Annotated in this window: 23 protein-coding genes; 10 read left to right on the forward strand and 13 right to left on the reverse strand. The window is 53.0% G+C overall.

Annotated features, from left to right (window positions below; all coding sequences use genetic code 11):
* Window positions 1-24: 24 nt before the first annotated feature.
* Window positions 25-207, reverse strand: coding sequence for a hypothetical protein (locus tag IP582_RS11805; protein WP_193796065.1), 183 nt, complete (start codon window positions 205-207; stop codon window positions 25-27).
* 194 nt (window positions 208-401) lie between these two features.
* Between IP582_RS11805 and IP582_RS11810 the strand changes: the two genes are divergently transcribed.
* Window positions 402-1,271: a crotonase/enoyl-CoA hydratase family protein gene (locus IP582_RS11810; RefSeq protein WP_039076941.1), complete on the forward strand. Its 870-nt coding sequence runs from the start codon at window positions 402-404 to the stop codon at window positions 1,269-1,271.
* Here IP582_RS11810 and pdeR read toward each other — a convergent pair.
* The 10 genes from pdeR to pspF form a co-directional block, all read right to left on the reverse strand.
* Window positions 1,268-3,259, reverse strand: coding sequence for a cyclic di-GMP phosphodiesterase (pdeR, locus tag IP582_RS11815; RefSeq protein ID WP_039076942.1), 1,992 nt, complete (start codon window positions 3,257-3,259; stop codon window positions 1,268-1,270). The genes IP582_RS11810 and pdeR overlap by 4 nt on opposite strands.
* Window positions 3,260-3,569: 310 nt before the next feature.
* Entirely contained in the window at window positions 3,570-5,504 is a 1,935-nt protein-coding gene (locus IP582_RS11820) for an exoribonuclease II (RefSeq protein WP_193796066.1), read from the reverse strand.
* 138 nt (window positions 5,505-5,642) lie between these two features.
* On the reverse strand, window positions 5,643-6,800 hold the full coding sequence (locus tag IP582_RS11825; protein ID WP_193796067.1) for a CMD domain-containing protein: 1,158 nt from the start codon (window positions 6,798-6,800) through the stop codon (window positions 5,643-5,645).
* 241 nt (window positions 6,801-7,041) lie between these two features.
* Window positions 7,042-7,830, reverse strand: coding sequence for an enoyl-ACP reductase FabI (gene fabI, locus IP582_RS11830; RefSeq protein WP_039076945.1), 789 nt, complete (start codon window positions 7,828-7,830; stop codon window positions 7,042-7,044).
* A gap of 838 nt (window positions 7,831-8,668) precedes the next feature.
* Window positions 8,669-9,475, reverse strand: coding sequence for a putrescine export ABC transporter ATP-binding protein SapF (gene sapF, locus IP582_RS11835; protein WP_193796068.1), 807 nt, complete (start codon window positions 9,473-9,475; stop codon window positions 8,669-8,671).
* A gap of 1 nt (window position 9,476) precedes the next feature.
* On the reverse strand, window positions 9,477-10,469 hold the full coding sequence (gene sapD, locus IP582_RS11840; protein WP_039076948.1) for a putrescine export ABC transporter ATP-binding protein SapD: 993 nt from the start codon (window positions 10,467-10,469) through the stop codon (window positions 9,477-9,479).
* Window positions 10,469-11,359, reverse strand: coding sequence for a putrescine export ABC transporter permease SapC (gene sapC / locus IP582_RS11845; protein WP_193796069.1), 891 nt, complete (start codon window positions 11,357-11,359; stop codon window positions 10,469-10,471). Before sapC ends, sapD begins: the two co-directional genes overlap by 1 nt.
* Window positions 11,346-12,311 carry a putrescine export ABC transporter permease SapB gene (gene sapB, locus IP582_RS11850; protein WP_193796070.1) on the reverse strand — a complete coding sequence of 322 codons (966 nt, stop codon included), beginning with the start codon at window positions 12,309-12,311 and terminating at the stop codon, window positions 11,346-11,348. Before sapB ends, sapC begins: the two co-directional genes overlap by 14 nt.
* Window positions 12,308-13,951: an ABC transporter substrate-binding protein SapA gene (gene sapA, locus IP582_RS11855; protein WP_193796071.1), complete on the reverse strand. Its 1,644-nt coding sequence runs from the start codon at window positions 13,949-13,951 to the stop codon at window positions 12,308-12,310. Before sapA ends, sapB begins: the two co-directional genes overlap by 4 nt.
* Before the next feature lie 98 nt (window positions 13,952-14,049).
* On the reverse strand, window positions 14,050-15,030 hold the full coding sequence (gene pspF, locus IP582_RS11860; RefSeq protein WP_193796072.1) for a phage shock protein operon transcriptional activator: 981 nt from the start codon (window positions 15,028-15,030) through the stop codon (window positions 14,050-14,052).
* Between the two features lie 166 nt (window positions 15,031-15,196).
* Here pspF and pspA point away from each other — a divergent pair, with 166 nt between their 5' ends.
* The 8 genes from pspA (at window position 15,197) to tyrR (ending at window position 21,403) form a co-directional block, all read left to right on the forward strand.
* Window positions 15,197-15,865, forward strand: a complete 669-nt coding sequence (gene pspA, locus IP582_RS11865; RefSeq protein ID WP_039076953.1) for a phage shock protein PspA — start codon at window positions 15,197-15,199, stop codon at window positions 15,863-15,865.
* A 67-nt stretch (window positions 15,866-15,932) separates the two neighbouring features.
* Window positions 15,933-16,157: an envelope stress response membrane protein PspB gene (pspB, locus tag IP582_RS11870; protein WP_039076954.1), complete on the forward strand. Its 225-nt coding sequence runs from the start codon at window positions 15,933-15,935 to the stop codon at window positions 16,155-16,157.
* Window positions 16,157-16,516 (forward strand): envelope stress response membrane protein PspC, encoded by a 360-nt coding sequence (gene pspC / locus IP582_RS11875; protein WP_071194094.1) that lies wholly within the window; start codon window positions 16,157-16,159, stop codon window positions 16,514-16,516. The genes pspB and pspC overlap by 1 nt, the downstream gene beginning before the upstream one ends.
* A gap of 17 nt (window positions 16,517-16,533) precedes the next feature.
* On the forward strand, window positions 16,534-16,752 hold the full coding sequence (gene pspD, locus IP582_RS11880; RefSeq protein ID WP_039076956.1) for a phage shock protein PspD: 219 nt from the start codon (window positions 16,534-16,536) through the stop codon (window positions 16,750-16,752).
* Window positions 16,753-16,843: 91 nt separating this feature from the next.
* A complete protein-coding gene (pspE, locus tag IP582_RS11885; RefSeq protein WP_193796073.1) occupies window positions 16,844-17,158 on the forward strand; it encodes a thiosulfate sulfurtransferase PspE in 315 nt (104 codons plus the stop codon).
* 112 nt (window positions 17,159-17,270) lie between these two features.
* On the forward strand, window positions 17,271-18,668 hold the full coding sequence (locus IP582_RS11890; protein WP_079497544.1) for a YcjX family protein: 1,398 nt from the start codon (window positions 17,271-17,273) through the stop codon (window positions 18,666-18,668).
* Window positions 18,665-19,711 carry a YcjF family protein gene (locus IP582_RS11895; protein WP_193796074.1) on the forward strand — a complete coding sequence of 349 codons (1,047 nt, stop codon included), beginning with the start codon at window positions 18,665-18,667 and terminating at the stop codon, window positions 19,709-19,711. The genes IP582_RS11890 and IP582_RS11895 overlap by 4 nt, the downstream gene beginning before the upstream one ends.
* Before the next feature lie 150 nt (window positions 19,712-19,861).
* Window positions 19,862-21,403, forward strand: coding sequence for a transcriptional regulator TyrR (gene tyrR, locus IP582_RS11900; RefSeq protein WP_039076990.1), 1,542 nt, complete (start codon window positions 19,862-19,864; stop codon window positions 21,401-21,403).
* 42 nt (window positions 21,404-21,445) lie between these two features.
* On the opposite strand, the gene tpx is transcribed toward tyrR, so the two are convergent.
* A complete protein-coding gene (tpx, locus tag IP582_RS11905; protein ID WP_039076959.1) occupies window positions 21,446-21,952 on the reverse strand; it encodes a thiol peroxidase in 507 nt (168 codons plus the stop codon).
* A gap of 117 nt (window positions 21,953-22,069) precedes the next feature.
* On the opposite strand from tpx, the gene ycjG reads away from it, so the two are divergent.
* A complete protein-coding gene (ycjG, locus tag IP582_RS11910) occupies window positions 22,070-23,044 on the forward strand; it encodes an L-Ala-D/L-Glu epimerase (protein ID WP_193796075.1) in 975 nt (324 codons plus the stop codon).
* Here the strand turns inward: ycjG and mpaA are convergent.
* A complete protein-coding gene (gene mpaA / locus IP582_RS11915; protein WP_193796076.1) occupies window positions 23,026-23,739 on the reverse strand; it encodes a murein tripeptide amidase MpaA in 714 nt (237 codons plus the stop codon). The two genes, ycjG and mpaA, sit on opposite strands and share 19 nt — an antisense overlap.
* Window positions 23,740-23,901: the final 162 nt, after the last annotated feature.

The following is a 23,901-nucleotide window of genomic DNA, read 5'->3' on the forward strand; positions in this document are numbered from 1 at the left end:
TCCGCTAACGCGAGAGGCTATCAATCAGACTTCCCAGGGTGTTTTAGGGGTGCCTGAAGGTGCGGATTTATCCGCGTTATCAAGGTGCTGTAATTCAGCCTTCAGAATTTCCAGGTTACGAATGGCGGATTGGTAATCGCCCGCAACCAGAATGTCCAGCACGGTATCGAGCCGTCCGGTCAGTTGCTTTACATCAATGTCGGCCATGTCTTCACCTTTATGTTTGAAAATTAACAAAATGAATGATGCAGAAAACAGTGTAAAAAGAGAAGGGGAAAAGCGAAATCTCAAAATATTATAAGTACCAATTATATATTCATTAAGTTACATACAGCTAAGGTTGCTGCTGGATTAGTCTTGCTCTGCGCACACTGCGCTTTTATTTCCGGAGGAGTAAGTCTATGACAGTTATCAACCAGGCTACGTGTAAACTTTTTACGGATAATGAACGTTTTACGCAACTTTCGGGCTACTACGAAGAAGAACGCCGCACTGTATGGATGATGTTGCGCGCTCAGCCTCGGCCCTGTTTTAACCATGTATTAATCGAAGAGATCATGAACATCTCCTGGCTTGTCCGGCAAGCGGGATTTGCCGTCGATTTTTGGGTAACGGGCTCGCTGGTACCCGGCATGTACAACGTGGGGGGCGATCTGAACTTCTTTGTTGAGTGCATTCAAAATGGCCGCCGGGAAGCACTGCGTGCCTATGCCCGTGCTTGCGTCGATTGCGTACATGCGGCGTCTCGCGGGTTCGATACCGGCGCGATTTCGCTGGCCATGGTCGAAGGTAGTGCATTAGGCGGCGGCTTTGAAGCGGCGCTGGCGCACCATTTTGTCCTTGCGCAACGCGATGCTCGCCTCGGATTTCCGGAAATTGCCTTTAACTTGTTCCCGGGCATGGGAGGTTATTCGCTGGTGGCCCGTCGCTCAGGAATGAAACTGGCGGAGGAGTTAATCTACAAAGGGGAGTCTCATACTGCGGAGTGGTATGCGCAACAGGGTCTGGTGGATGAGCTTTTTGAGCCCGGACAAAGCTATCTGGCCGTACGTACGTTCATTGATACGCTTCAACCCCGGCTCAATGGTGTCCGCGCGATGTTGCGCGCGCGTCAACGCGTAATGCAGCTTCCTCGCAGTGAGCTCATGGACATTACTGAAGACTGGGTTGATGCCGCCTTCTGCTTGCAACCGAAAGACGTGGCCTATATGGAACGTCTGGTGCAGTTGCAGAACCGGCATTCATCCACCAGTTTAAGTAAAGCGAGCTAGCCCTTTTTCCGCGCCTGATAGCGCTTATACCATCGCTCGAATACGGCAGCGGGCATGGGTTTAGCAAATAAAAATCCCTGCCGTTCGTTGACGCCGTTCTTGGTAAGGAAGGCGTCTTCTTTCGCATTTTCAACCCCTTCGGCAATCACCTGTAAATTCAGCGCCTGTGCGACTGCAACAATTGCCCGTACCAGCGACTGTGAAACAGACTGCTTATGGATATCCTTAACGAAGGATTGATCGAGTTTTATCGCATCTATAGGAAAACGCGCCAGTTGTGAAAGGGAAGAGTAACCGGTACCAAAGTCGTCGAGATGTACCTGAGAGCCCAAATCACTGAACTGCTGAATCACCGACAGCGCAAGATCCGCATTTTCAATCAGACAGCTTTCTGTCAGTTCAACGTCTATCGGGCAATATTCAAAATTCAGGTCATGCAAAGCCTGTTTTAAATCGCTGAATATCGACTGGTCTGCTAACTGCCGTGCTGAGACGTTTACCGCCACACGCAAATTGATGCCCTTATCGCGCCACTTCGCAACCTGACGCACGACATCGAGCATAACCCAGCGTCCCAGGGGCACAATCAGCCCTGATTCCTCTGCATAGGCAATAAAATCCTGCGGCGGTATTAACCCACGCTCCGGCGACTGCCAGCGCACCAGGGCTTCCAGACTGCGCACTTCACCACGCCAGGTGACTTTGGGCTGATAGTGAATCACCAGTTGGTCATTATCGAGTGCTTTACGCAGGTTGGTATCCAGCCATAAATACTCGAAAACCCGCTGGTTCATCTCGGGAGTGAAAACACAGAATTTCCCACGTCCGTTTTCTTTTGCGATATACATCGCGGTATCGGCGTTGCGAATAATACTTTCGCGATCGTTACCATGCTGTGGTGCGAGGGATATCCCCAACGAACAACCGGTGTAAATCTCGATTAGGCCAATCCGGAAGGGCTGGCGCAGACGGGTGATAATACGCGAAGCCATCGCCTCCAGCGCGCTTTGCGACGAATCTGTCGCGAGGACAATAAACTCATCACCTCCCAGGCGCGCCAGAGTCTGGCCTTCGTCCAGACAGCTTAAAATCGCCAGGGCCACGGCCTGTAAAAGTTGGTCGCCGAACATATGGCCATAGGCATCGTTTACTTTTTTGAAATTATCCAGATCCAGGTAAACGATACCAATTTGTGTGTCGCCACGATTATCAATCGCGTTGCTGATTAACTCATGAATAGCATTACGATTGGGCAACCCGGTAATGGTGTCGGTATTCGCTAAAACCCGTAAACGCTCTTGTGCCCGACGTTCTTCGGTAATATCGGTGCCGGAACAAATAAGGAAAATTTCGTTTTTTCCGCTGCCGCTGTGTACGAATTTATTGCGAAATAAGAACAGACGTTGCCCCTTTCGCGTCTTAATCCAGCGTTCGACTTCGTAAGAAGCGCCGTTACGGAAAAATTCAGAGATATTGCGTTTAGAGGCTTCGGCTTCGTTATGGCTCATAAAGAGTTTAAAAACGTTTTGCCCTATAACCTCTTGCTCTTTTAAACCCGTATATTCTTCACAAAGTCGATTAAAGCGCTGGATATTGCCATGGCGATCGAGGATGACGATTACGGAATTGGCTTCGGAAACAACCTGTTCGGCAAAGGAGAGACCTTGAACCAGATCACGTGCCACAGATGACGTGTCATTCCACGCCGACGCGGTTCCGGCCCACTCGGTTTTATTGATTTTGCGGCCAACTAAATGAACGGGAACATTATCGCCAAATAAAGATATATGCATAGTCAGGCTGGAAGTAATAACGGTCATTTGTCGTAGCTGTGTTGCCTGCTCATCATTAAGTGTCACAACCTGACTTGACTCAGAGTCTTCATCAGGGGCGAAATGTAATGCGTTGCTGTCAGCGGTCAATCGCCAGAATGGGCTGCTGGAACCCAGGTAACGAAACAGTAGATTCTGTTCCTGATCGTCTCTCATGCTGTCTCCCAACCCACCAAAAAGCGCAACGGTTACTCATCTAATGACGGATTAACCCCCTTTTATTAAGGGGTAATCAGGGATGAAGGTATTGTTTTTATTTACAATCTTATAATAAAACGAGTTCCGTACAAAAGAACAGCAGATGCGAAAAAATGGATAAAACGCCGCAAAAATGTGCAAAGTTATTTTATTGTGGTCGCTTTTAATGCTTTTTGTGAGGATTTGAAAAAAAATGAGGGTGGTATCGCTTTCACAAAGAAATTTTTGCTCCCTCTGAATGAAAGAGGGAGCAAAACAACGTGGTTTATCAGGCGGCTGGGCGCGCGATAATACTACGGGTTTCCATACGAACTTCCGCAATGGTGACATCAATAACGTCAGTCACTTTATAAACGGTTTCGCCTTTAATTTGCACGGTCCCGTTTTCCTGGCTGCATACTAATTCATCGCGTACTGCATGCAGGAACGGTGCCGGGATAAACGCAATGGCGCCGTTATCCACCAGACGAACACGCATGCCGCCACGGCTGATATCGATAATCTCGGCACTAAATCGGGTTTCGGTACCGGCTTTATTCTGCAAGAAACGGGCATACAGCCAGTCACCAACATCGCGTTCCGCCATGCGATTAAGGCGACGACGCTCAGCCATCTGCACAGTGGCTTCGGCCTGTGGGCGTTCTGCAGTTTCACCTTTGATCACCGCTTTCAGCAGGCGATGGTTGATCATATCACCATACTTACGAATAGGGGACGTCCAGGTGGCATAAGCTTCGAGGCCCAGACCAAAATGTGGACCTGGATCGATGCTGATTTCCGCAAAGGACTGGAAACGGCGAATGCGACTGTCGAGGAAACCAGACGGCTGTGCGTCCAGCTCGCGACGCAGCTTACAGAAGCCATCGAGCGTCAGCACTTCTTCCGCATCCACGTGCATTCCGTGGCCTTTCAGCAGCGTGGCAAGCTGTTCACTATTCGCCGGGTCAAAGCCTAAATGCACGTTATAAATGCCAAAACCGAGCGTGTCTCGCAGCACGCGGGCCGCACAGATATTGGCGGCAATCATTGACTCTTCAACGATACGGTTTGCGATTCGACGAGGCTCGGCAACGATATCCAGTACTTCGCCTTTTTCGCCAAGAATGAAGCGATAGTCAGGACGATCTTTGAACACCAGCGCATGTGTCTGGCGCCACTGGGAACGAGCCTGACATACGCGTTGCAGCAGACGAATTTGTGCGGCTATGGCGTCGTTCTGTGGCTGCCAGCTACCGCTGTTTTCCAGCCAGTCAGAGACCTCGTCATAAACCAGTTTGGCTTTTGACGTAATCGTCGCGGCGAAGAATTCGATATTGTCTTCGATAGCGCCTTGCACATCCAGCGTCATGCGGCAGGCCAGTACCGGGCGAACTTCATTAGCGCGCAGTGAACACAAGTCATCAGACAGTTCACGCGGCAGCATCGGAATGTTGAAGCCTGGCAGGTAGTTGGTAAAGGCACGCACTTTGGCGATGTTATCCAGCTTGCTGCCTTCTGCGATCCACGCGGTTGGGTCGGCAATCGCAACGGTCAGTTGCAGTTTGCCTTCAGCGGTCTCTTCGACATACAGCGCATCGTCCATATCTTCGGTGCTGGCACTGTCGATGGTAACAAAATCCAGCGAGGTCAGATCGATACGCTCAAGATCTTCATCCAGCATGGCGGTTGCTACGCCATTTGGCGCTTCTTTTTCAAGATTATGACGTGCCAGGGTGACCCACCATGGTACAAAATGGTCGTCACCGAAGGTGATGAATTGCGTCAGCTCAGCATAAAAGCTGCGATCGCCTTTGAGTGGATGACGGCGCATTTCAGCAACCGCCCAGTCACCATCTTTGAAATCGTGCGTCACGCCACGTTCAGCGCGGCAGGGGATAACATCTTTAATTAACGGATGGTCAGGAACGATAGAAAGACGGTCATCTTTCTTCTGCACCCGACCAACAAAACGACTCAGGAACGGCTCAACCAGCTCTTCAGGTTCAGCGGATTCACGTTCCTTTTCAGTGTGGATCACAGCGATAATTCGATCGCCGTGCATCACTTTTTTCATCTGCGGCGGCGGAATAAAGTAGCTTTTTTGCGCATCGACTTCGAGGAAACCAAAGCCTTTTTCCGTGGCTTTAACGACACCTTCCGCACGGGGTGTTTGAGAATGAAGTTGCTGTTTTAGCTGCGCGAGCAGCGGGTTGTCCTGAAACATAATTTTGTATTTTCGTGGCTGAAAGAGCGGCTGACAGTTTTACGCGAATCTGCCTGTTGCAGCAAGCGCTGTTTCAGCAAAATGCCCTCCCTGACTTAGCATAAAGCCACATGCCGGATAAGGGCGCTGGTGCCAGAATCAGGCGATATCACCGAAGGCAATTTTCAGACGGTTTAACCAGCCGCATAACGCGCACCAGATAAGCAATCCAATGGCTGATGCTTCATTAATGCCATTTTCTTTCAGCTGAGTAAAATGCGCCGGGCTAAAACGGTCGGGCGCGCAGGTCAACATCTGAACAGCTTGCACAATGGCACCTTCTTTCTCGCGAGTTTGTCCGAGGCATTTCAGTACCCGGTCACCATTCCGCACCGCTTCGGCAAGGTCATCATCACCGTGCCAGCGTTGCCAGGCTTCGCTAAAGCAATTTACGCTGCCATTAATTCGCGCAGTGTAGAGAGTGACCAGTTGTGTAATGTTGCCGTCCACCAGCGCCGGGAGTGCGCCGCTATAAATTTCACCCAGCGCATCCAGTGAGGGGTACTCATGCGCCAGTACGGGCGCGAGAAGCTGAAAAGCAGGCAACGGTTGCCAGTTAGCAAGTGACTCCATCTGACGTGCGCTGGCGGTGCGTAAATCCACCGGCGCAATGCCTGGCGTCCACTGTACTTGCGTTGCGTCAAACAAGGCATGTTCGGCCTCTTGCTGCATTTCCATGCCGGGGATCCAGCGCACAGGCTGTCCCTGTAGCGCCTGAAAAGTGGCGATGGCGCGCGCCTGAAAACCAATAAAACCGATAACCTGACCCATCAGAATAATGTCGTGTTCTGTTAATCCCACTTCATCAAGCTGCTGTCGGGCGCGGGCGTCAATAACGCCAGGTGACAGCGCGAGCTGGCGGGCATATTGCGTGATTTGCGCCAGACGTCGATTGCTCTCCCGCGAAGAGTCCGGGCCGGGAAGGGGGGCCAGACGTGCGGCATAGTGATTACACAGGCGCTGCACGCCATATACCTGAGCGACAGTCAGTGCAGTACTCAGGCGGTCGTAGGCGCTGAATGTATGCAGGCGATTGACCGTTACGCGCTGGGGAAACAGGAATTTGTACAGTGTTCGTGCTGGCGTCAGCCAACTGTTGCACGCCTGAATTAATCCATCGGGCAGGGTGAGGTTTAACAGAAACGGGTCGTCAACAGTGGCTGCTTCGGGGACTAAGGGTAGCGCCTGAGCCTGACGGGCGCTCGACTGGGTTTCATGATACCAGTGGCTTTTGCCGGAAACACGGCGTTGTTCCATGGTCGTTCCTTGGTCTAAAAGTGGCGATCCGGACTCGTCGTTATGCTGGTACGCGGATCTTTTTCGCTGTTTTATCCTGGCGTAAGCGGTGGAAGGGATGAAAGAATGTTACGTGATAATAAATATCAGAAAGATATATATAACGCTAAAGCGCACAGACTGCAGGATGTGGGGGACAAGCGGGAATACAAAGGGGGAAGGGGTAATGAAATGCGCCCCCTGTGGCAGGGGGCGAGGGAGATTATTTCAGTTCCAGCTCATTCATTGCAGCGATGTTGAAACCGCCATCAACGTGAACAACTTCACCGGAAATACCTGCGGACAGGTCAGAACACAGGAACGCAGCGGTGTTACCCACATCTTCAATGGTAACGGTGCGGCGAATCGGGGTAACCGCTTCGCAGTGGGAGAGCATTTTACGGAAATCTTTGATACCAGATGCCGCGAGGGTGCGGATCGGGCCGGCAGAGATACCGTTAACACGAACACCTTCCGGACCCATCGCGTTCGCCATGTAACGGACGTTCGCTTCCAGAGAGGCTTTTGCCAGACCCATAACATTGTAGTTAGGAATAGCACGTTCTGCGCCCAGATAGGACAGGGTCAGCAGTGCGGAGCCTGGGTTCAGCATTTCACGGCAGGATTTAGCCAGTGCTACAAAGCTGTAGGAGCTGATGTCATGTGCGATTTTGAAGCCATCGCGGGTTACGGCATTAACGTAGTCACCGTCTAACTGGTCGCCCGGCGCAAAACCGATGGAGTGAACGAAACCGTCAAATTTCGGCCATACTTTAACCAGTTCGCTGAACAGGGCTTCAATGCTGGCATCTTCCGCAACGTCACAAGGCAATACGATGCTGGAACCCAGTTGAGCGGCAAACTCTTCCACACGGCCTTTCAGTTTGTCGTTCTGATAAGTGAACGCCAGTTCAGCGCCTTCGCGATGCATAGCTTGCGCGATACCGTAGGCGATGGAAAGTTTGCTGGCAACGCCCGTTACCAGAATGCGCTTACCGGTAAGAAAACCCATAGCTTTTAATCCTTATAGTCATTGCTTTTATTTACTTTAACAATCAATAAGTTACGATTGCCATTTCAACATAAATCAAAACGAAATCGAATTATCCCAGCAGCCGCCGTCGGTGTCACGTTTTTTCCGTGATGGCAGGACACGCCTGAGGATATGTATAAGACTGACTCATTAACAGTTCGATACCGCAAAAGTATATCACCAGAGTACCATTCCGGGTCATCCAACCAGCGGGAAGTGGGATATGGCGTACAGTTAATCAAACGATGCATTACCAGTCTTAGCATGACCTAAACTTAAGGAAAGGATCATAATTGCACTCAGGAATAAGTACTGTTGATTGAGAAGAGCTAATATCTTTTCTTGATGAATTATTGTCGTATGTTAATCGCTACAAGGATTAGCTAAGGAGAGCGTTATTTGGCGGTTTTTATTTTTAATCATTATATTTAACTCAGTGCAAGCGATAGCGTCCACTGTAAGTTGTGCTATAACGATAAACACTAATAATAAATATAATTTTACGCTACCTACTATTTCAACAGATAAGTTCAAACCGGACGGGGCAGAGGGTTACGGCATACAGCTGGCGTGGGGAGATTCTACTTCTCTTTCCGCAAGTGACCCGGCGAAACCCGTGCTCTTTGAGCAGTCGCAGGTGGTTTCAAATAAGAACTTTGGCACAGCGGCAATACCTGTACGCGGGAAATCAAAATGGCCGCGCGCTACATTCGCACGTCTGGTTCTGTCCAGCCCGGCCGCGCAGATTCGGCTATCGAAATCCTCGCCAGTTATAAATAAACACAAAAAAGCCGCAGAATTCTGCGGCTTTTTTTACTCAGCGATCCTGCCGCCAGGCATCGGCGGTCAACGCCTCGCCAAAATGTCCGGCAATCAATCGCTTAGTCAGATCGTGAAGCGGCGAAGCCAGCACGCTCGCGGTACTCCCGCGTTCAACCACTTCACCCTGATGCATCACCAGAACCTGATCGCTGATATGTTTCATCATACCGATATGCTGGGTCACATAAATATACGAAATACCCTGTTTTTCCTGTAATTCCAGCATCAGGTTAATCAGTTGCGAGCGCATCGACATATCCAGAGACGCCAGCGCTTCGTCGGCAATGATCACCTTCGGGCGCAAGATTAAGGCGCGAGCCAGCCCCAGACGCTGTTTTTGCCCCGGCGCGAACATGTACGGATAGTAACTGGCGTGATCGGGCAGCAGGCCAACCATGCGCAACGTTTCATAGATGCGCTTTTGCCGTTCCTCCGGCTCCAGATCAGTATTCAGACGTAGCGGGAAATCAAGAATCTGCGAGATGCGTTGACGCGGGTTTAGCGAGGTCGACGGATCCTGGAAAATCATGCGGATACGTTGACTACGAAATGAATAGTCGCCGTAATGCAGAGGATGATCGTCAATCAATAACTCACCGGTGGACGGTTCCACCATGCCTGCGAGCATCTTGGCCAGGGTCGATTTGCCGGAGCCGTTCTCGCCGATGATCGCCAATGTTTGCTTCTCACGCAGGGTAAAACTGAGAGACTTAACCGCCTCAACGGTTTGTGGACGAAACCACCCGGTACGATAGCGGAATGTCTTACTTAAATTGCGCACTTCGAGCAGCGTTTCGACCATCTCACTCTCTCTCCATATTCAACGGGAAATGACAGGCATACAGATGGTTTTTCGCACCACTCAGACGCGGTCTTTCTACACATTTGCGTTGGGCATAGGGGCAGCGAGGCCCAAGGCGACAGCCAATCGGCAGGTGTTCGAGCAGCGGAATGGCGCCAGGCATGGTGTTCAGGCGGCTTTTATGCGGCATTGCACTGCCAAAATCAGGAATGGCGCGGATTAACGCCTGGGTATAGGGGTGATGCGGTGTCGTCACCAGTTCTTCGCTTGGCGCGGTCTCCACGGTTTGCCCACAGTACATGACGTTAATGCGGTCGGCCCATTTGCTCAGCATCTGCAAATCATGACTGATCAACAAAATGGTGGTGTTATTGTTCTGGTTTAGTCGAGTTAACAGACGGAAGATTTGCGCCTGTGTTGTCGGCTCCATGGCATTTGTCGGTTCATCGGCAATCAGCAGACGCGGTTGGTTAGCCAGTGCGATAGCGATCATCACTTTCTGGCATTCCCCTTCGGTCAGCTCATAGGGGAAACTGCGCATCGCGTCTTTATGATCTTTGATGCCTACACGGTGCAACAGCTCAATAGCGCGCTGTTTGCGCCAGCCAAAACGACGGAAGAAGCCGCCTTTCCACGTCCAGCCGGGAATGTTTTGCATCAACTGTTTGCCAATTCGTTCAGACGGGTCGAGACACGACTGCGGCTCCTGAAAAATCATGGAGACGTTATGGCCCAGCAGCTTGCGGCGCTCGCGCGCGGAAAGCCGCATCAGATCGATATCATCAAAACGCATACGGTCGGCGGTCACCCGCCAGTTCTCTTTCGTCACACCGCAAATGGCTTTAGCGATAAGACTTTTACCGGAACCGGATTCACCCACCAGGCCGCGGATTTCCCCTTCGGCCAGCGTCAGGCTAACCCGGTCAACAGCTTTAACCCAGTCGTCACCGGTTTTCACTTCAATGGTCAGATTGCGAATATCCAGCAGCGGCATTATTCCACCCCCGCATTAATCGCGCGGCGAATACCATCGCCCAGCAGATTGACTAACAAAACGCTCAACATAATTGCAGCACCCGGTAGCATTACTGTCCAGGGGGCAACATAAATGAGTTCCAGTGCATCACCGAGCATGGCACCCCATTCCGGAGAAGGAAGTTGTGCGCCCAGATCAAGGAAGCCCAGCGCCGCGATATCCAGAATGGCCATCGACAGCGAACGGGTAATTTCGGTGACCAGTCCGGAGGTCATGTTTGGCAGCACGGCAAACCACAAAATATTCAGCGTGGATGCGCCATCAAGACGGGCGGCAATAACGTACTCTTTTTCCAGTTCATCATGCACCAGGCTGTAAACCGACCTCACCATGCGCGGCAGAAGCGCCAGCCAGACGGCAAACATGGCATGAGAAAGGTGCGGCCCGGCGAAGGCCACCACAATAATGGCCAACAGCAGCGACGGAATAGAGAGCAGAGTGTCGAGAATATGGTTCAGTACCGCTGATCGCAGACCATGGGTCGCTCCGGCGAAGACGCCCAACGCCAGACCAACAAGCGTGGCGGCGAGCGTCACCACAAATGCGCCGCCGACGGTGGGGGCCGCGCCGCTCAGTAAACGGCTTAACACATCGCGCCCCAGGTCATCGGTGCCGAGAAAGAAAGAGACCTCGCCATAGCGCGACCAGGACGGCGGCAACAACTGATAGCCTAAAAATTGCTGATCAATGCCGTAGGGCGCGAACCAGCCACCGAACACGCATAACACCGCCAGCGCCGCACAGCCGTAAAGACCGATCATTGCCGGCGTGTCACCATAGAATTTTCGCCACGCGGTGAGCAGGGTGCCTGGCGGGCGCTTTTCGCTATAGACGCTATCGTAAGGCATACCATTCCTTATGTTTCAACGGGTTCGTCAGTGCGCCCAGAATGTCAGAAAGCACGTTCACGATGATAACCAGTGAGCCTATCACCATTACCCCGGCAGAAATTGCCGCATAATCTTGCTGGCGGATTGCGTTGATGACCCAGCGCCCCAGGCCTGGCCAACTGAACACCATTTCGGTAATCATCGCCAGCGTCAGCATGGTCGAAAACTGCAATCCCAGGCGTGGGATGACCGGCGGCAGGGCATTATGCAGAACGTGGCGGCGCAAAATAGTCAGGCGTGACATACCACGCGTGGCGGCGGCCTTAATATAATTTTTGTCGAAAACGTCAATGGTGCTGATACGCATTAAACGAATGACTTCGGTGGTTGGAGCAACCGCGAGTGTCAGAACCGGCAACACCATATGACGGATGGCGCTGATAATCATCTCGTCACGCCACGGCGAATCAGAAAGCCATGCATCAAGGATAGCGAACCCGGTAACCGGCTTCACTTCGTAGAGTAGATCGAAGCGGCCAGAAACCGGCAGCCAGCCCAGAGTCAGGGAGAAGAAAAGGGTTAAGAGCAGCGCCAGCCAGAATACAGGAATGGAGAAGCCGAGCAGGGCGATGGCGCTTGTCAATTTATCCTGCCACTTATTGCGCATAATGCCTGCCATCATGCCTATGGGAATACCCACCAGCAAGGCAAAGCCAAAGGCGAGGATACACAGTTCCATGGTTGCCGGGAAAACCTCTTTCAGTTGTTCAGAAATCAACTGACCATTGATGCTCGACACGCCAAAATCCCAGTGCAGTAGCCCGTTAAACCAAAAAACCCAGGCGTTCCACAGCGAGGCGCCCTGCAATGGCGCATGGGGGGTGAAATAGCTCAAACTAAAGCCGATAAAAGTCAGCAGAAAGAGCGTCACTAGCAGGAGCAACAGGCGGCGTAAGGTAAAAATGATCATGGTTTTTTCACCTCTTCTTCTTTTTCCCGCGTCACCCCGGCAAACGAGGCGCTGCCAAATGGGCTCAGCACCAGCCCTTTAATATCGTAGCGATAGGCCTGCAGACGAAGCGATGAGGCGAGCGGCAGTACCGGCAGTTCCTGCGCCAGAATGTTTTGCGCCTCATCGTAGGCATCAATACGCGAGGCAAGCTGCTGCGACGCCAGCGCTTTTTGCAGGACGCTGTCAAAATCGCGGTTACACCAGTGGGCGAAATTGGTTTGGGAATCGATAGCCGCGCAGCTCAATAACGGACGAAAGAAACTGTCCGGATCATTACTGTCGGTTGCCCAGCCAGAGAGGGTGAGGTCATGGTTCATGTCCATCAGACGCGCCTCCTGGAAACGGCCTTCAACGGGAACAATCACCACCTTCACGCCAACCTGCGCCATATCGGCCTGAATCAGTTCTGCTGTTTTGAGCGGACTGGGGTTCCAGGCCTGCGAGGTGGTCGGCACCCATAAATGCAGCGTCAGGTTTTCCAGCCCGAGTTCTTTCAGGCGTTTTCGCGCTTTCTCCGGATCGTATTCGGTTACCCTGGCTTCACCGTCATAAGCCCAGGACGCGCGAGGTAAAATCGATGCCGCCGTTTCGGCCGTGCCGTAATAGATGGACTGCATCAGACGCTGGTTGTTAATCGATAAGGCCAGCGCATGGCGAACCTCCGGGTTATTGAGTGGCGCTTTGTCAGTATTAAACGCCAGATAGGCGATATTCATACCCGGACGCAGGGTCAGGCGCAGGCGGGGATCGTCACGCAAAATCGTTAACTGGCTCGCGGCAGGCCAGGCCAGCACATCGCACTCACCGGTCAATAATTTCGAGAGTCGTCCTGTACCACCGGAACCCAGATCCACCACCACTTGTGGCATCAGCGGTGTGCCACGCCAAAAATGGGCGTGACGTTGTAACCTGACATACTGCCCGGCGCGGTACTCTGCTAACTGGAACGGTCCGGTACCGACAGGCTGGCGATCAAGAAGTTCCTGACGGTCGGATTTTGCCAGCGTCGCCGCATACTCTGCAGACATCACCGAAGCGTAATGGGTCGCCAGATGCCATAAGAAGGAGGCGTCTGGCTGGCGCAGACGAAACTCGACGGTATAGCTATCGAGCTTGCGCACGCTTTGTACGGAATCTGCGAATTGCAGACTGTCGAAATATGGGAAGCTGGTGCCGTTAACGTTATGCCAGGGGTTGGCACGATCAAAAATGCGCTGAAAGGTAAAAACGACATCGTCTGCGTTGAAATTACGTTTGGGCTTGAACCACTGCGTCGTCTGGAAGGCAACGCCATCACGCAGGTGGAAGCGGTAGGTCGCACCGTTGTCCATAACTTCCCAGCTTTCCGCCAGTTCGGGCACCAGGCGGTAGGTATAGGGGTCAACGTCCAGCAGGCGGTCATAAAGTTGCGCTGCCAGCGTATCGACTATCAGACCGCTGCCCGCTTTCTGTGGATTAAACGTGCTTACCTGGCCGTTAACGCAATAAACGAAGCCACTGTCGCGAATATCGGCAGTCGCCGCCTGCGGTGAAGCAGAGTGCGCAATACCGGCCCACAGGCTCGCGGTGATTAACAGGAAAGGGGAAAGCAGACGCATGTTTTATTCAACGATTTTAGGTTCATGTGCAAAGTGTATCGCACTTGCCATAGCTTCGTACAAATGTCTGATAACGACTGCTGTTATTGTCAGCGATTTCAGCTTATCTGGTGCTTTTTCAGTAGCGCCCGCAACTGGTGATAGGTCAATCCCAACAGCTCCGCCGCCCGTTTCTGGTTAAATTTTGCCTGCTGCAAGCTGTTTAACAGTAACTCGCGTTCCTGCTGATGCTGGAACTGGCGGAGGTCGACAGGCAGCATCGGTAAACCGTCCGATGCGGGTAAAACCGCTTCAACGATCGGCGTCTCGTTGTTAAAGGGGTCAATGATGATCTCATCAAGTGGCGTTTCGCTTGTCCCGTGCCGGTAAACCGAGCGTTCAACGACGTTTTTAAGCTCGCGAATATTCCCCGGCCAGTTATAACGCATCAACGTTTCGCGCGCGCGCTCTGTAAATCCGGCAAACAGCGGCAATTTAAGTTCGCGGCACATTTGGATGGCAAAGTGATCGGCCATCAGCATGATATCGCTCTGGCGCTGGCGTAACGGGGGAAGTTGCACCACATCAAAGGCCAGACGGTCCAGTAAGTCGGCGCGGAAAGTGCCTTTATAAACCATCTCCGGCAGGTTGGCGTTGGTGGCGCACACCAGGCGTACATTCACCTGCAGAGGCTGGCTGCCGCCGACGCGCTCCAGCTCACCGTATTCAATCACTCGCAGCAGTTTTTCCTGAACCAGCATCGGGGCGGTGGCCAGCTCATCAAGAAACAGGGTGCCGCCGTCGGCGCGCTCAAATCGACCTGGATGACGTTTTTGCGCACCGGTGAAGGCGCCCGCTTCATGACCAAACAGCTCGGTATCAAGCAGATTTTCATTGAGGGCGGCGCAGTTGAGGGAGATAAACGGCCCTTGCCAGCGGCTCGACAGATAGTGCAGACGGTTGGCGATTAACTCTTTCCCTGTACCTCGCTCACCGATGATAAGCACCGGTTTATCGAGCGGCGCCAGACGCGAAACCTGTTCCAGTACCTCAATAAAGCTGTTGGACTCGCCCAGCAGATTGTCTCGTTGTTCAGCCATGATGAATTTCGCCACTTGTTAGTGTTATTCACCACTCTAAACTAAAAATACGCAACGGTAAAATAGAGTGTTTCTTTTAAAATCAATCAATTAAAAAATTGGCACGAAGATTGTAATACTTGAGAGCAGGGCAAGGCCCGATTACAGAAATTAAGAGGAACAGATTATGGGTATTTTTTCTCGTTTTGCCGACATCGTAAACGCCAACATCAACTCGCTGTTGGAGCGCGCTGAGGATCCGCAAAAGCTGGTGCGTCTGATGATTCAGGAAATGGAAGACACGCTGGTCGAAGTACGTTCAACCTCAGCCCGTGCGCTGGCAGAGAAAAAACAGCTCGTACGCCGCGTTGAACAGGCGACCGCGCAACAGGTTGAATGGCAGGAAAAAGCCGAGCTGGCTCTGCGCAAAGATAAAGACGATCTGGCGCGTGCGGCGCTGATCGAGAAGCAGAAAGTGACGGCGCTTATCGATACGCTGGAGCAGGAAGTGGTGCAGGTTGATGAAACTCTCGCCCGGATGAAAAAAGAGATTGGCGAGCTGGAGAGCAAACTCAGCGAAACGCGCGCACGCCAGCAGGCGCTCTCTTTACGCCACCAGGCGGCGAGCTCGTCCCGCGATGTGCGTCGCCAGCTTGATAGCGGCAAGATTGACGAAGCCATGGCCCGTTTTGAGTCTTTCGAACGTCGTATTGACCAGATGGAAGCCGAAGCGGAAAGTCATGGTTTTGGTAAACACAAAACGCTGGATCAGCAGTTCTCTGAACTGAAAGCGGATGACGAAATCAGCGAACAACTGGCGCAGCTAAAAGCAAAAATGAAACAAGATAATCAATAACATTTTTGCAAGACATTGCAGGCGGCATCGGGAGGTGTCGCCCCATTATCACCTGTAAGGAGTACACATGAGCGCGCTTTTTCTGGCCATTCCCCTGACGTTATTCGTTCTGTTTATTTTGCCGGTCTGGTTATGGCTCCATTACAACAACCGTACCTCACGCGGTGAACTACCGCAAAGTGAGCAGCAACGGCTGGTGCAACTGACCGACGATGCACGGCGAATGCGTGAACGTATTCAGGCGCTGGAAGACATTCTTGATGCAGAGCATCCGAACTGGAGAGATCGCTGATGGCAGGTTTAAACAGCAATAAAAAGTTATGGCGTATCCCGCAGGAAGGCATGGTGAAAGGGGTGTGCGCCGGTGTCGCGCATTACCTGGATGTACCGGTGAAGTTGATCCGTTTGATAACAGTGCTGGCCATGCTGTTCGGGCTGTTTTTCCCGGTTGTGGTGGTCTATATCGTTATGACCTTCGTTCTGGACCCGATGCCGGAGAGCGCAGTGGATGCCGAAAACACACCAACCAGCAGCCAGCTTCTGGATGCCGTGGACGCAGAACTGGAAGCCGGTGAGCGTCGTCTGCGCCAGATGGAGCGTTATGTCACCTCCGACACGTTCTCTTTGCGCAGTCGTTTCCGACAGCTTTAATGAAGAGGTATCAGGCAATGGCAACCTGGCGACAGGCTACACAGAAAGTTAAACCGGGGATGAAAATCGCCGGGAAAGTTGTCCTGCTGGCCGCGTTGCGCTATGGCCCGGCAGGAGTTGCAGGCTGGGCGGTGAAATCGGTGGCGCGACGCCCGGTAAAAATGTTGTTGGCTTTTGCGCTTGAACCGTTGCTCAATCGCGCGGCGAGCCGATTCTCGAAACGCTTTATGAAGTAACCCGTGCGCAAAATGCGATTACAGCGCTACAACCGGGTTGTAGCCGGGCGTATAGTTGGCGAAGGAATTAACAAAACCAAAGGAAGGAAAGATGTTAAAACAAACGGTTATCGCCGCTGCGCTCGCTGCCAGCACACCCACTTTTGCCGCGGAGCACTGGATCGACGTACGGATCCCGGAGCAGTATCAGCATGAACATATTCAGGGCGCACTGAACATACCGCTCAGTGATATTCAGGCCGGAACCTTTTCGCCACTGGCAAAAGAGGACACCCTGTACCTGTACTGCAATTCCGGGCGTCAGGCGACGCTGGCCCAGGAGGCATTACAGCAAATGGGTTACCAGCATGTCATCAATATGGGCGGCATAGCCGGTCTGAATAAGCCAGTCATTACCTCCAAATAAACTTTCTGGCGGCGGGGCATTCGCCTCGCTACCGTTGATATCTGCCGAAGTGCACCTCATCTCATATATCCTATGAATAAATTTTCTGATTTCATGGCGGCACGGAATGACGATTGAACGCTGGAAAAATGAACTTAATGCCCTGGTAAACCGGGGAATGGATCGCCATCTGCGGTTAGCCGTTACGGGGCTTAGCCGCAGCGGAAAGACGGCGTTTATCACCGCAATGGTGAATCAATTACTTAACGTTCACGCAGGCGCGCGGCTTCCCTTGTTTAGCGCGGTACGTGAAGAGCGGCTGCTTGGTGTCAAACGCGTTCCTCAACGTGATTTTGGTATCCCGCGTTTTACCTATGACGAAGGGCTTGCGCAGCTCTATGGTACGCCACCCGTCTGGCCAACCCCGACACGCGGTGTCAGCGAGATTCGACTCGCGCTGCGCTTCCGGTCGCAGGAGTCGCTGCTGCGCCATTTTAAAGAGACCTCCACGCTGTATCTGGAAATTGTCGATTACCCAGGGGAATGGCTGCTGGATTTGCCGATGCTTGCTCAGGATTATCTAAGCTGGTCACGACAGATGCGCGGCCTGTTACAGGGGCAACGTGGCGAATGGTCGCAGAAGTGGCAGGCCTTGTGTGAAGGGCTCGATCCTTTAGCGCCTGCCGATGAAAACCGTCTGGCAGACATTGCCGCTGCCTGGACAGATTATTTGCATCAGTGCAAACGCGAAGGGCTGCATTTTATTCAGCCGGGGCGTTTTGTTCTGCCCGGTGATATGGCCGGCGCACCTGCATTGCAGTTTTTCCCATGGCCTAATGTGGACGAAACGGGGGAAGCCAGACTGGCGCAGGCGGGCAAACACACTAACGCGGGCATGCTGCGCGAAAGGTTTAACTACTATTGCGAACATGTGGTGAAGGATTTTTATAAAAATTACTTCCTGCGTTTTGACCGCCAGATTGTGCTGGTGGATTGTCTGCAGCCGCTCAACAGCGGGCCACAAGCCTTTAATGATATGCGTCTGGCGCTGACGCAACTAATGCAAAGTTTTCACTACGGTCAGCGGACGCTGTTTCGCCGTCTGTTCTCGCCGGTTATTGATAAGCTGCTGTTTGCCGCCACAAAGGCGGATCATGTCACGCTCGACCAGCATGCCAATATGGTGTCGTTGCTCCAGCAACTGATTCAGGATGCGTGGCAAAACGCCGCGTTTGAAGGGATCAGCATGGACTGCGTTGGTCTGGCCTCTGTCCAGGCGACACAGAGTGGCCTGATTGATGTCAATGGCGAGAAAATTCCTGCTTTACGTGGCCACCGGCTGAGCGATGGTTCACCTCTGACATTTTACCCCGGTGAGGTGCCGGCGCGTCTGCCAGGCCAGGCATTCTGGGAAAAACAAGGGTTTCAGTTTGAGTCCTTCCGCCCTCAGGCGCTGGATGTGGATAAGCCATTACCGCATATCCGTCTGGACGCTGCGCTGGAATTTTTATTGGGAGATAAATTGCGATGAGTGAACCCCTCAAACCGCGTATCGATTTTGCCGGACCGCTGGAGGCGGAGACCGTCATGCAGGTCAAGGCCGCGCAAACATTCAGCGACGATCTGGCTGATAACTTCGCGCCAGTCAATCCCGACGAGATCCGCGAAGAAGGCCCGGCAGAAGCCGCAGTAGAAGCGGCGCTGCACCCGAAACGCAGCCTGTGGCGCAAAATGGTGCTCACCGGGATGGCGCTGTTTGGCGCAAGCGTTGTCGGTCAGGGCGTGCAATGGGCGATGAATGCCTGGCAAACTCAGGACTGGGTCGCCATGGGCGGGTGTGCCGCTGGTGCATTGATTGTCGGTGCGGGCGTTGGGTCTGTGGCGACGGAGTGGCGTCGGCTATGGCGATTGCGGCAGCGAGCCCAGGCACGAGACGAGGCGCGGGAACTGCTTCACAGCCACGGTACGGGGAAAGGGCGCGCATTTTGTGAAAATCTGGCGCGCCAGGCCGGGCTAGACCATGCGCATCCTGCACTCCAGCGCTGGTATGCTGCGATTCATGAGACACAAAATGACAGGGAAGTGGTCTCGCTGTATGCCCATATCGTCCAGCCTGTATTGGATAACCAGGCGCGGCGTGAAATCAGTCGCTCCGCGGCTGAGTCAACATTAATGATTGCCGTCAGTCCGCTTGCGGTGGTGGATATGGCGTTTATCGCCTGGCGTAATCTGCGTCTGATTAACCGCATTGCCACGCTTTATGGTATTGAGCTGGGGTATTACAGTCGACTGCGCCTGTTTCGCCTGGTGCTGCTCAATATTGCCTTTGCCGGCGCCAGTGAAATGGTGCGTGAAGTGGGCATGGACTGGATGTCGCAAGATCTTGCCGCACGGCTTTCCGCCCGTGCGGCGCAGGGGATCGGCGCTGGCCTGTTGACAGCCCGGTTAGGCATCAAAGCCATGGAACTGTGCCGCCCGTTACCGTGGCTTGGCGATGACAAACCGCGTCTTGGCGATTTTCGTCGCCAGTTGGTGGTACAGCTCAAAGAGACGGTGCAAAAAGGCAAAGCGTAATGACTATAAATTGTGCGCTGCGCGTTTAACTTTACGGCACAGCGCCCACTTTTCCGCCATGCTGTCAATATTTCTTGACAGACATCTTCCTGCCAGAGAGGAACTGACATATCATCCCGGCATTCGTTGATTATCTGGGGTGATATTTCCATGCGTCTTGAAGTCTTTTGTGAAGACCGACTCGGTCTGACACGCGAACTGCTGGATTTACTGGTGTTACGCGGCATTGATTTACGCGGAATAGAGATAGACCCTGTCGGGCGCATCTACCTGAATTTTGCTGCCCTGGAGTTCAATACATTCAGCAGCCTGATGGCAGAGATTCGCCGTATCCCTGGCGTAACCGACGTGCGCACCGTGCTGTGGATGCCTTCCGAGCGTGAGCATCGTGCGCTGAGTGCGGTGCTCGAGGCGCTGCCGGAACCCGTTTTATCGCTGGATATGAAAGGGAAGATTGAACTGGCGAACCCGGCGAGTTGCCAGCTATTTGCGCTGGACCAGAGCAAACTGCGCAATCACAACGCGGTACAGCTCATTTCCGGTTTCAATTTCACGCGCTGGCTGGAAAGCAACCCGCACAACTCTCATAGCGAACATGTTGCCATTAATGGGCAAAATTTCCTGATGGAAATCACCCCGGTCCATCTGGAAGGCGAATCCGGCGAACCGGTTCTGACCGGTGCGGTAGTGATGCTGCGTTCCACCGTCCGAATGGGACGTCAGTTACAAAACCTTTCGCAACAGGATCTGGGCGCTTTCAGCCAGATTGTCGCCGTCAGTCCGAAGATGCGCCAGGTGATGGAGCAGGCCCGGAAGCTGGCTACACTTACGGCACCGCTACTGATTACCGGTGACACGGGGACGGGTAAAGATTTGCTGGCACGAGCCTGTCATATGGCCAGTCCGCGTGCGGCGAAACCCTACCTGGCGCTGAACTGCGCGTCGATTCCGGAAGATGCCGTCGAAAGTGAACTGTTTGGTCATGCCCCGGAAGGGAAAAAGGGCTTTTTTGAACAGGCGAATGGCGGTTCTGTGTTGTTGGATGAAATCGGCGAAATGTCGGCGCGAATGCAGGTTAAACTGCTGCGTTTTCTCAATGACGGGACTTTCCGCCGGGTTGGGGAAGACCATGAGGTACACGTCGATGTGCGGGTGATCTGCGCCACCCAGCGCAACCTGGTGGAGCTCGTGCAAAAGGGGATGTTCCGCGAAGATCTCTATTATCGCCTGAATGTTCTGACGCTGAATCTACCGCCGTTGCGGGAGCGTCCGCAGGATATCATGCCGCTGACCGAACTCTTTGTTGCCCGTTTTGCCGATGAGCAGGGCGTTCCCCGGCCTAAATTGTCGGCCGATCTGGGTAACGTTCTGACCCGTTATGGCTGGCCGGGTAACGTTCGTCAGTTGAAAAACGCGATCTACCGTGCGCTTACCCAACTGGAAGGCTACGAGCTACGCTCACAGGATATTCTGCTGCCGGATTTTGATGCCGCTACCCTGCCTGTCGGCGAAGATGCGATGGAAGGGTCGCTTGATGAGATCACCAGCCGCTTTGAGCGCTCGGTACTGACACAGCTTTATCGCAGTTTCCCCAGTACGCGTAAGCTGGCAAAGCGCCTTGGCGTCTCGCATACGGCGATCGCGAATAAACTACGGGAATATGGTTTGAGCCAGAAGAAGGGTGACGAGTAATACGAATTGCCCGGTAAACAGCGCGTTACCGGGCAGACTTTATTAGCCTTTCAGCACTTCAAGTGCGGCAGCATAGTCAGGCTCGTTGGTGATTTCATTCACCAGTTGGCTGAAAATGACATTGTCGTTTTCGTCAATGACCACCACAGCACGTGCCGCCAGACCTTTCAGCGCGCCTTCGGAAATGCCCACACCGTAGTTTTCCAGAAACTCAGCGTTACGCAGCGTGGAGAGGGTGATCACATTGCTCAGACCTTCCGCACCGCAGAAGCGAGACTGGGCGAATGGCAGGTCAGCGGAAATGCACAGAACGACAGTGTCGTTTACGCCTGTTGCCAATTCGTTAAATTTACGCACAGATGCGGCGCATACGCCGGTATCAATGCTCGGGAAAATGTTCAGAACTTTACGTTTTCCTGCAAACTGGCTTAATGCAACGTCAGACAGGTCTTTCGCCACGAGAGAGAACGGTGCAGCTTTGGAACCGACCTGCGGAATCTTACCGGCAACGGAAACTGGATTACCCTGGAAATGGACAAGCTGTGACATATATATCTTCCTGTTTACATATAGTTAACTTCGTCGCTAGTGTATTCTGAAAGCAAGGACCACGGCAAACCTAATTTCACATCTATAATCGTGGAAAAGGCGGCAGAGGAGAAAGGGATGAGAAGCGTTAAGGTTTATGATGAAACCTGGCCGTTACACACGCCATTTATCATTGCTCGAGGTGCGCGCAGCGAGGCTCGGGTAGTGGTTGTTGAACTGGAAGAAGACGGCGTGAAAGCCGTAGGTGAATGCACACCATATCCCCGTTATGGCGAGAGCGAAGCTTCGGTGATTGCGCAGATTATGACGATCCTGCCGCAACTGGAAAATCGTTTGACCCGTGAAGAACTCCAGACACTGCTTCCTGCCGGTGCGGCGCGTAATGCCGTTGACTGTGCGCTTTGGGATCTGGAAGCCCGGCGACAGGGAATGACGCTCGGGCAGTATGTGGGCGTGACATTGCCCGCCACAGTCACTACTGCGCAAACCGTGGTCATCGGTACGCCTGAGCAAATGGCCGCCAGTGCCTCGGCGCTGTGGGAGACGGGGGCAAGGTTGCTTAAGGTGAAGCTTGACGATCATTTGATCAGCGAAAGGCTGGTGGCAATACGTGCCGCTGCACCGGAAGCCACGTTGATCGTTGATGCCAATGAGGCCTGGCAAAGTGAAGGTCTTGCTGCCCGTTGCCAGCTTCTGGCAGATCTTGGCGTGGCAATGCTCGAACAGCCTCTTCCGGCAGGCGATGATGCCGCGCTGGATAACTTTATCCATCCTTTGCCCATCTGTGCTGATGAAAGTTGCCACACGCAACGGGATCTCGCCGCGTTGGCGGGGCGCTATGAGATGGTTAATATCAAGCTCGATAAAACCGGCGGGTTAACAGAAGCGCTGGCGTTGGCCCGTGCGGCGCACGAGCAGGGTTTTGGCCTGATGCTGGGCTGCATGATCTGTACTTCACGCGCCATTGCCGCGGCACTACCTTTGGTGGGTGAGGTTCGTTTTGCCGATCTCGACGGTCCTACCTGGCTTGCGGTAGATGTCGAACCATCGCTGCAATTCACCCCTGGCCAGCTTCATCTCTCCACATCATGACGCAGTAGCGCTGTCATCGCGCTGAGGTATTTCTCGCTGGCCTCATCGGCTGAAACTGGCGGGAATTCCAGTGTGATGCAGTGCAAATTCATATCCGCGCACCAACTACCGAAAGAGCCGGGTGTTTCATAGCCGACACTGGTGACCAGCGGTAAATTAAATGCCTGCGCCAGCCACTGACCAAAGGCGCTGTCGCGTGGATCTTCCACACAGGCTAGCGGATCGTGAAACGACACCACCCAGGCGGGGCGGACCTGGTGAATCAACTGGCACAATGCTTTAGTTTCGGGTTCGGAGCCGGGTGCATCACCTGTCGATAACACCACATCACGCGCTTCGGCGGCGCTGTTCCAGCGGTAAACCGTCTCGCCGGGTTTCCAGTTTGCGGCCGGAAAATTACGATTCAAATCCACGCCGCTGGCATTCGCACGCAGGCCAAGCTGGCAACCATCCGGATTGACGGCCAGCACAACATGGTGTCGACGAAGTTCTGGTTTCAATGTCCGCAAGGCGCAGGAAAGCGTCACAATAGAGGAATTTTCATCACCATGGGTTCCCGCAATGATAAGCCCGCTGGCATGTGAAGCTTCGGTTGCCGGAAACCAAATGAGCGGGGCACCTAACAGAGAGTGTCCGTAATATTCGCTACCGGAAGGAAAGGCACCCCGTTCCGGGCGTGGGCGTGAAGCAGGCATAGTCATCCTTATTCTGGTTGGCTTATTGCAAGTGTTGGGCATATTTCTCGCCTGGGCAAATTATTGCTGTATTCAGGCAAAAAGGAATAGCCGTCAACTTTCCATCGACGAAAATTTGCATTCGCTCTTTCTAAAACAAATAATTACCTCATCTTTCGTTTT

The sequence above is a fragment of the Citrobacter sp. BDA59-3 genome (genome assembly GCF_015167655.1).
In the GTDB taxonomy this organism is placed as follows: Bacteria; Pseudomonadota; Gammaproteobacteria; order Enterobacterales; family Enterobacteriaceae; genus Phytobacter; species Phytobacter diazotrophicus.

What these genes read in the sequence shown, in the direction of transcription:
- IP582_RS11805 (WP_193796065.1), bottom strand. Translation starts at nt 207, where the DNA reads ATGGCCGACATTGATGTAAAGCAACTGACCGGACGGCTCGATACCGTG.
- IP582_RS11810 (WP_039076941.1), top strand. Translation starts at nt 402, where the DNA reads ATGACAGTTATCAACCAGGCTACGTGTAAACTTTTTACGGATAATGAA.
- pdeR (WP_039076942.1), bottom strand. Translation starts at nt 3,259, where the DNA reads ATGAGAGACGATCAGGAACAGAATCTACTGTTTCGTTACCTGGGTTCC.
- IP582_RS11820 (WP_193796066.1), bottom strand. Translation starts at nt 5,504, where the DNA reads ATGTTTCAGGACAACCCGCTGCTCGCGCAGCTAAAACAGCAACTTCAT.
- IP582_RS11825 (WP_193796067.1), bottom strand. Translation starts at nt 6,800, where the DNA reads ATGGAACAACGCCGTGTTTCCGGCAAAAGCCACTGGTATCATGAAACC.
- fabI (WP_039076945.1), bottom strand. Translation starts at nt 7,830, where the DNA reads ATGGGTTTTCTTACCGGTAAGCGCATTCTGGTAACGGGCGTTGCCAGC.
- sapF (WP_193796068.1), bottom strand. Translation starts at nt 9,475, where the DNA reads ATGGTCGAAACGCTGCTCGAAGTGCGCAATTTAAGTAAGACATTCCGC.
- sapD (WP_039076948.1), bottom strand. Translation starts at nt 10,469, where the DNA reads ATGCCGCTGCTGGATATTCGCAATCTGACCATTGAAGTGAAAACCGGT.
- sapC (WP_193796069.1), bottom strand. Translation starts at nt 11,359, where the DNA reads ATGCCTTACGATAGCGTCTATAGCGAAAAGCGCCCGCCAGGCACCCTG.
- sapB (WP_193796070.1), bottom strand. Translation starts at nt 12,311, where the DNA reads ATGATCATTTTTACCTTACGCCGCCTGTTGCTCCTGCTAGTGACGCTC.
- sapA (WP_193796071.1), bottom strand. Translation starts at nt 13,951, where the DNA reads ATGCGTCTGCTTTCCCCTTTCCTGTTAATCACCGCGAGCCTGTGGGCC.
- pspF (WP_193796072.1), bottom strand. Translation starts at nt 15,030, where the DNA reads ATGGCTGAACAACGAGACAATCTGCTGGGCGAGTCCAACAGCTTTATT.
- pspA (WP_039076953.1), top strand. Translation starts at nt 15,197, where the DNA reads ATGGGTATTTTTTCTCGTTTTGCCGACATCGTAAACGCCAACATCAAC.
- pspB (WP_039076954.1), top strand. Translation starts at nt 15,933, where the DNA reads ATGAGCGCGCTTTTTCTGGCCATTCCCCTGACGTTATTCGTTCTGTTT.
- pspC (WP_071194094.1), top strand. Translation starts at nt 16,157, where the DNA reads ATGGCAGGTTTAAACAGCAATAAAAAGTTATGGCGTATCCCGCAGGAA.
- pspD (WP_039076956.1), top strand. Translation starts at nt 16,534, where the DNA reads ATGGCAACCTGGCGACAGGCTACACAGAAAGTTAAACCGGGGATGAAA.
- pspE (WP_193796073.1), top strand. Translation starts at nt 16,844, where the DNA reads ATGTTAAAACAAACGGTTATCGCCGCTGCGCTCGCTGCCAGCACACCC.
- IP582_RS11895 (WP_193796074.1), top strand. Translation starts at nt 18,665, where the DNA reads ATGAGTGAACCCCTCAAACCGCGTATCGATTTTGCCGGACCGCTGGAG.
- tyrR (WP_039076990.1), top strand. Translation starts at nt 19,862, where the DNA reads ATGCGTCTTGAAGTCTTTTGTGAAGACCGACTCGGTCTGACACGCGAA.
- tpx (WP_039076959.1), bottom strand. Translation starts at nt 21,952, where the DNA reads ATGTCACAGCTTGTCCATTTCCAGGGTAATCCAGTTTCCGTTGCCGGT.
- ycjG (WP_193796075.1), top strand. Translation starts at nt 22,070, where the DNA reads ATGAGAAGCGTTAAGGTTTATGATGAAACCTGGCCGTTACACACGCCA.
- mpaA (WP_193796076.1), bottom strand. Translation starts at nt 23,739, where the DNA reads ATGCCTGCTTCACGCCCACGCCCGGAACGGGGTGCCTTTCCTTCCGGT.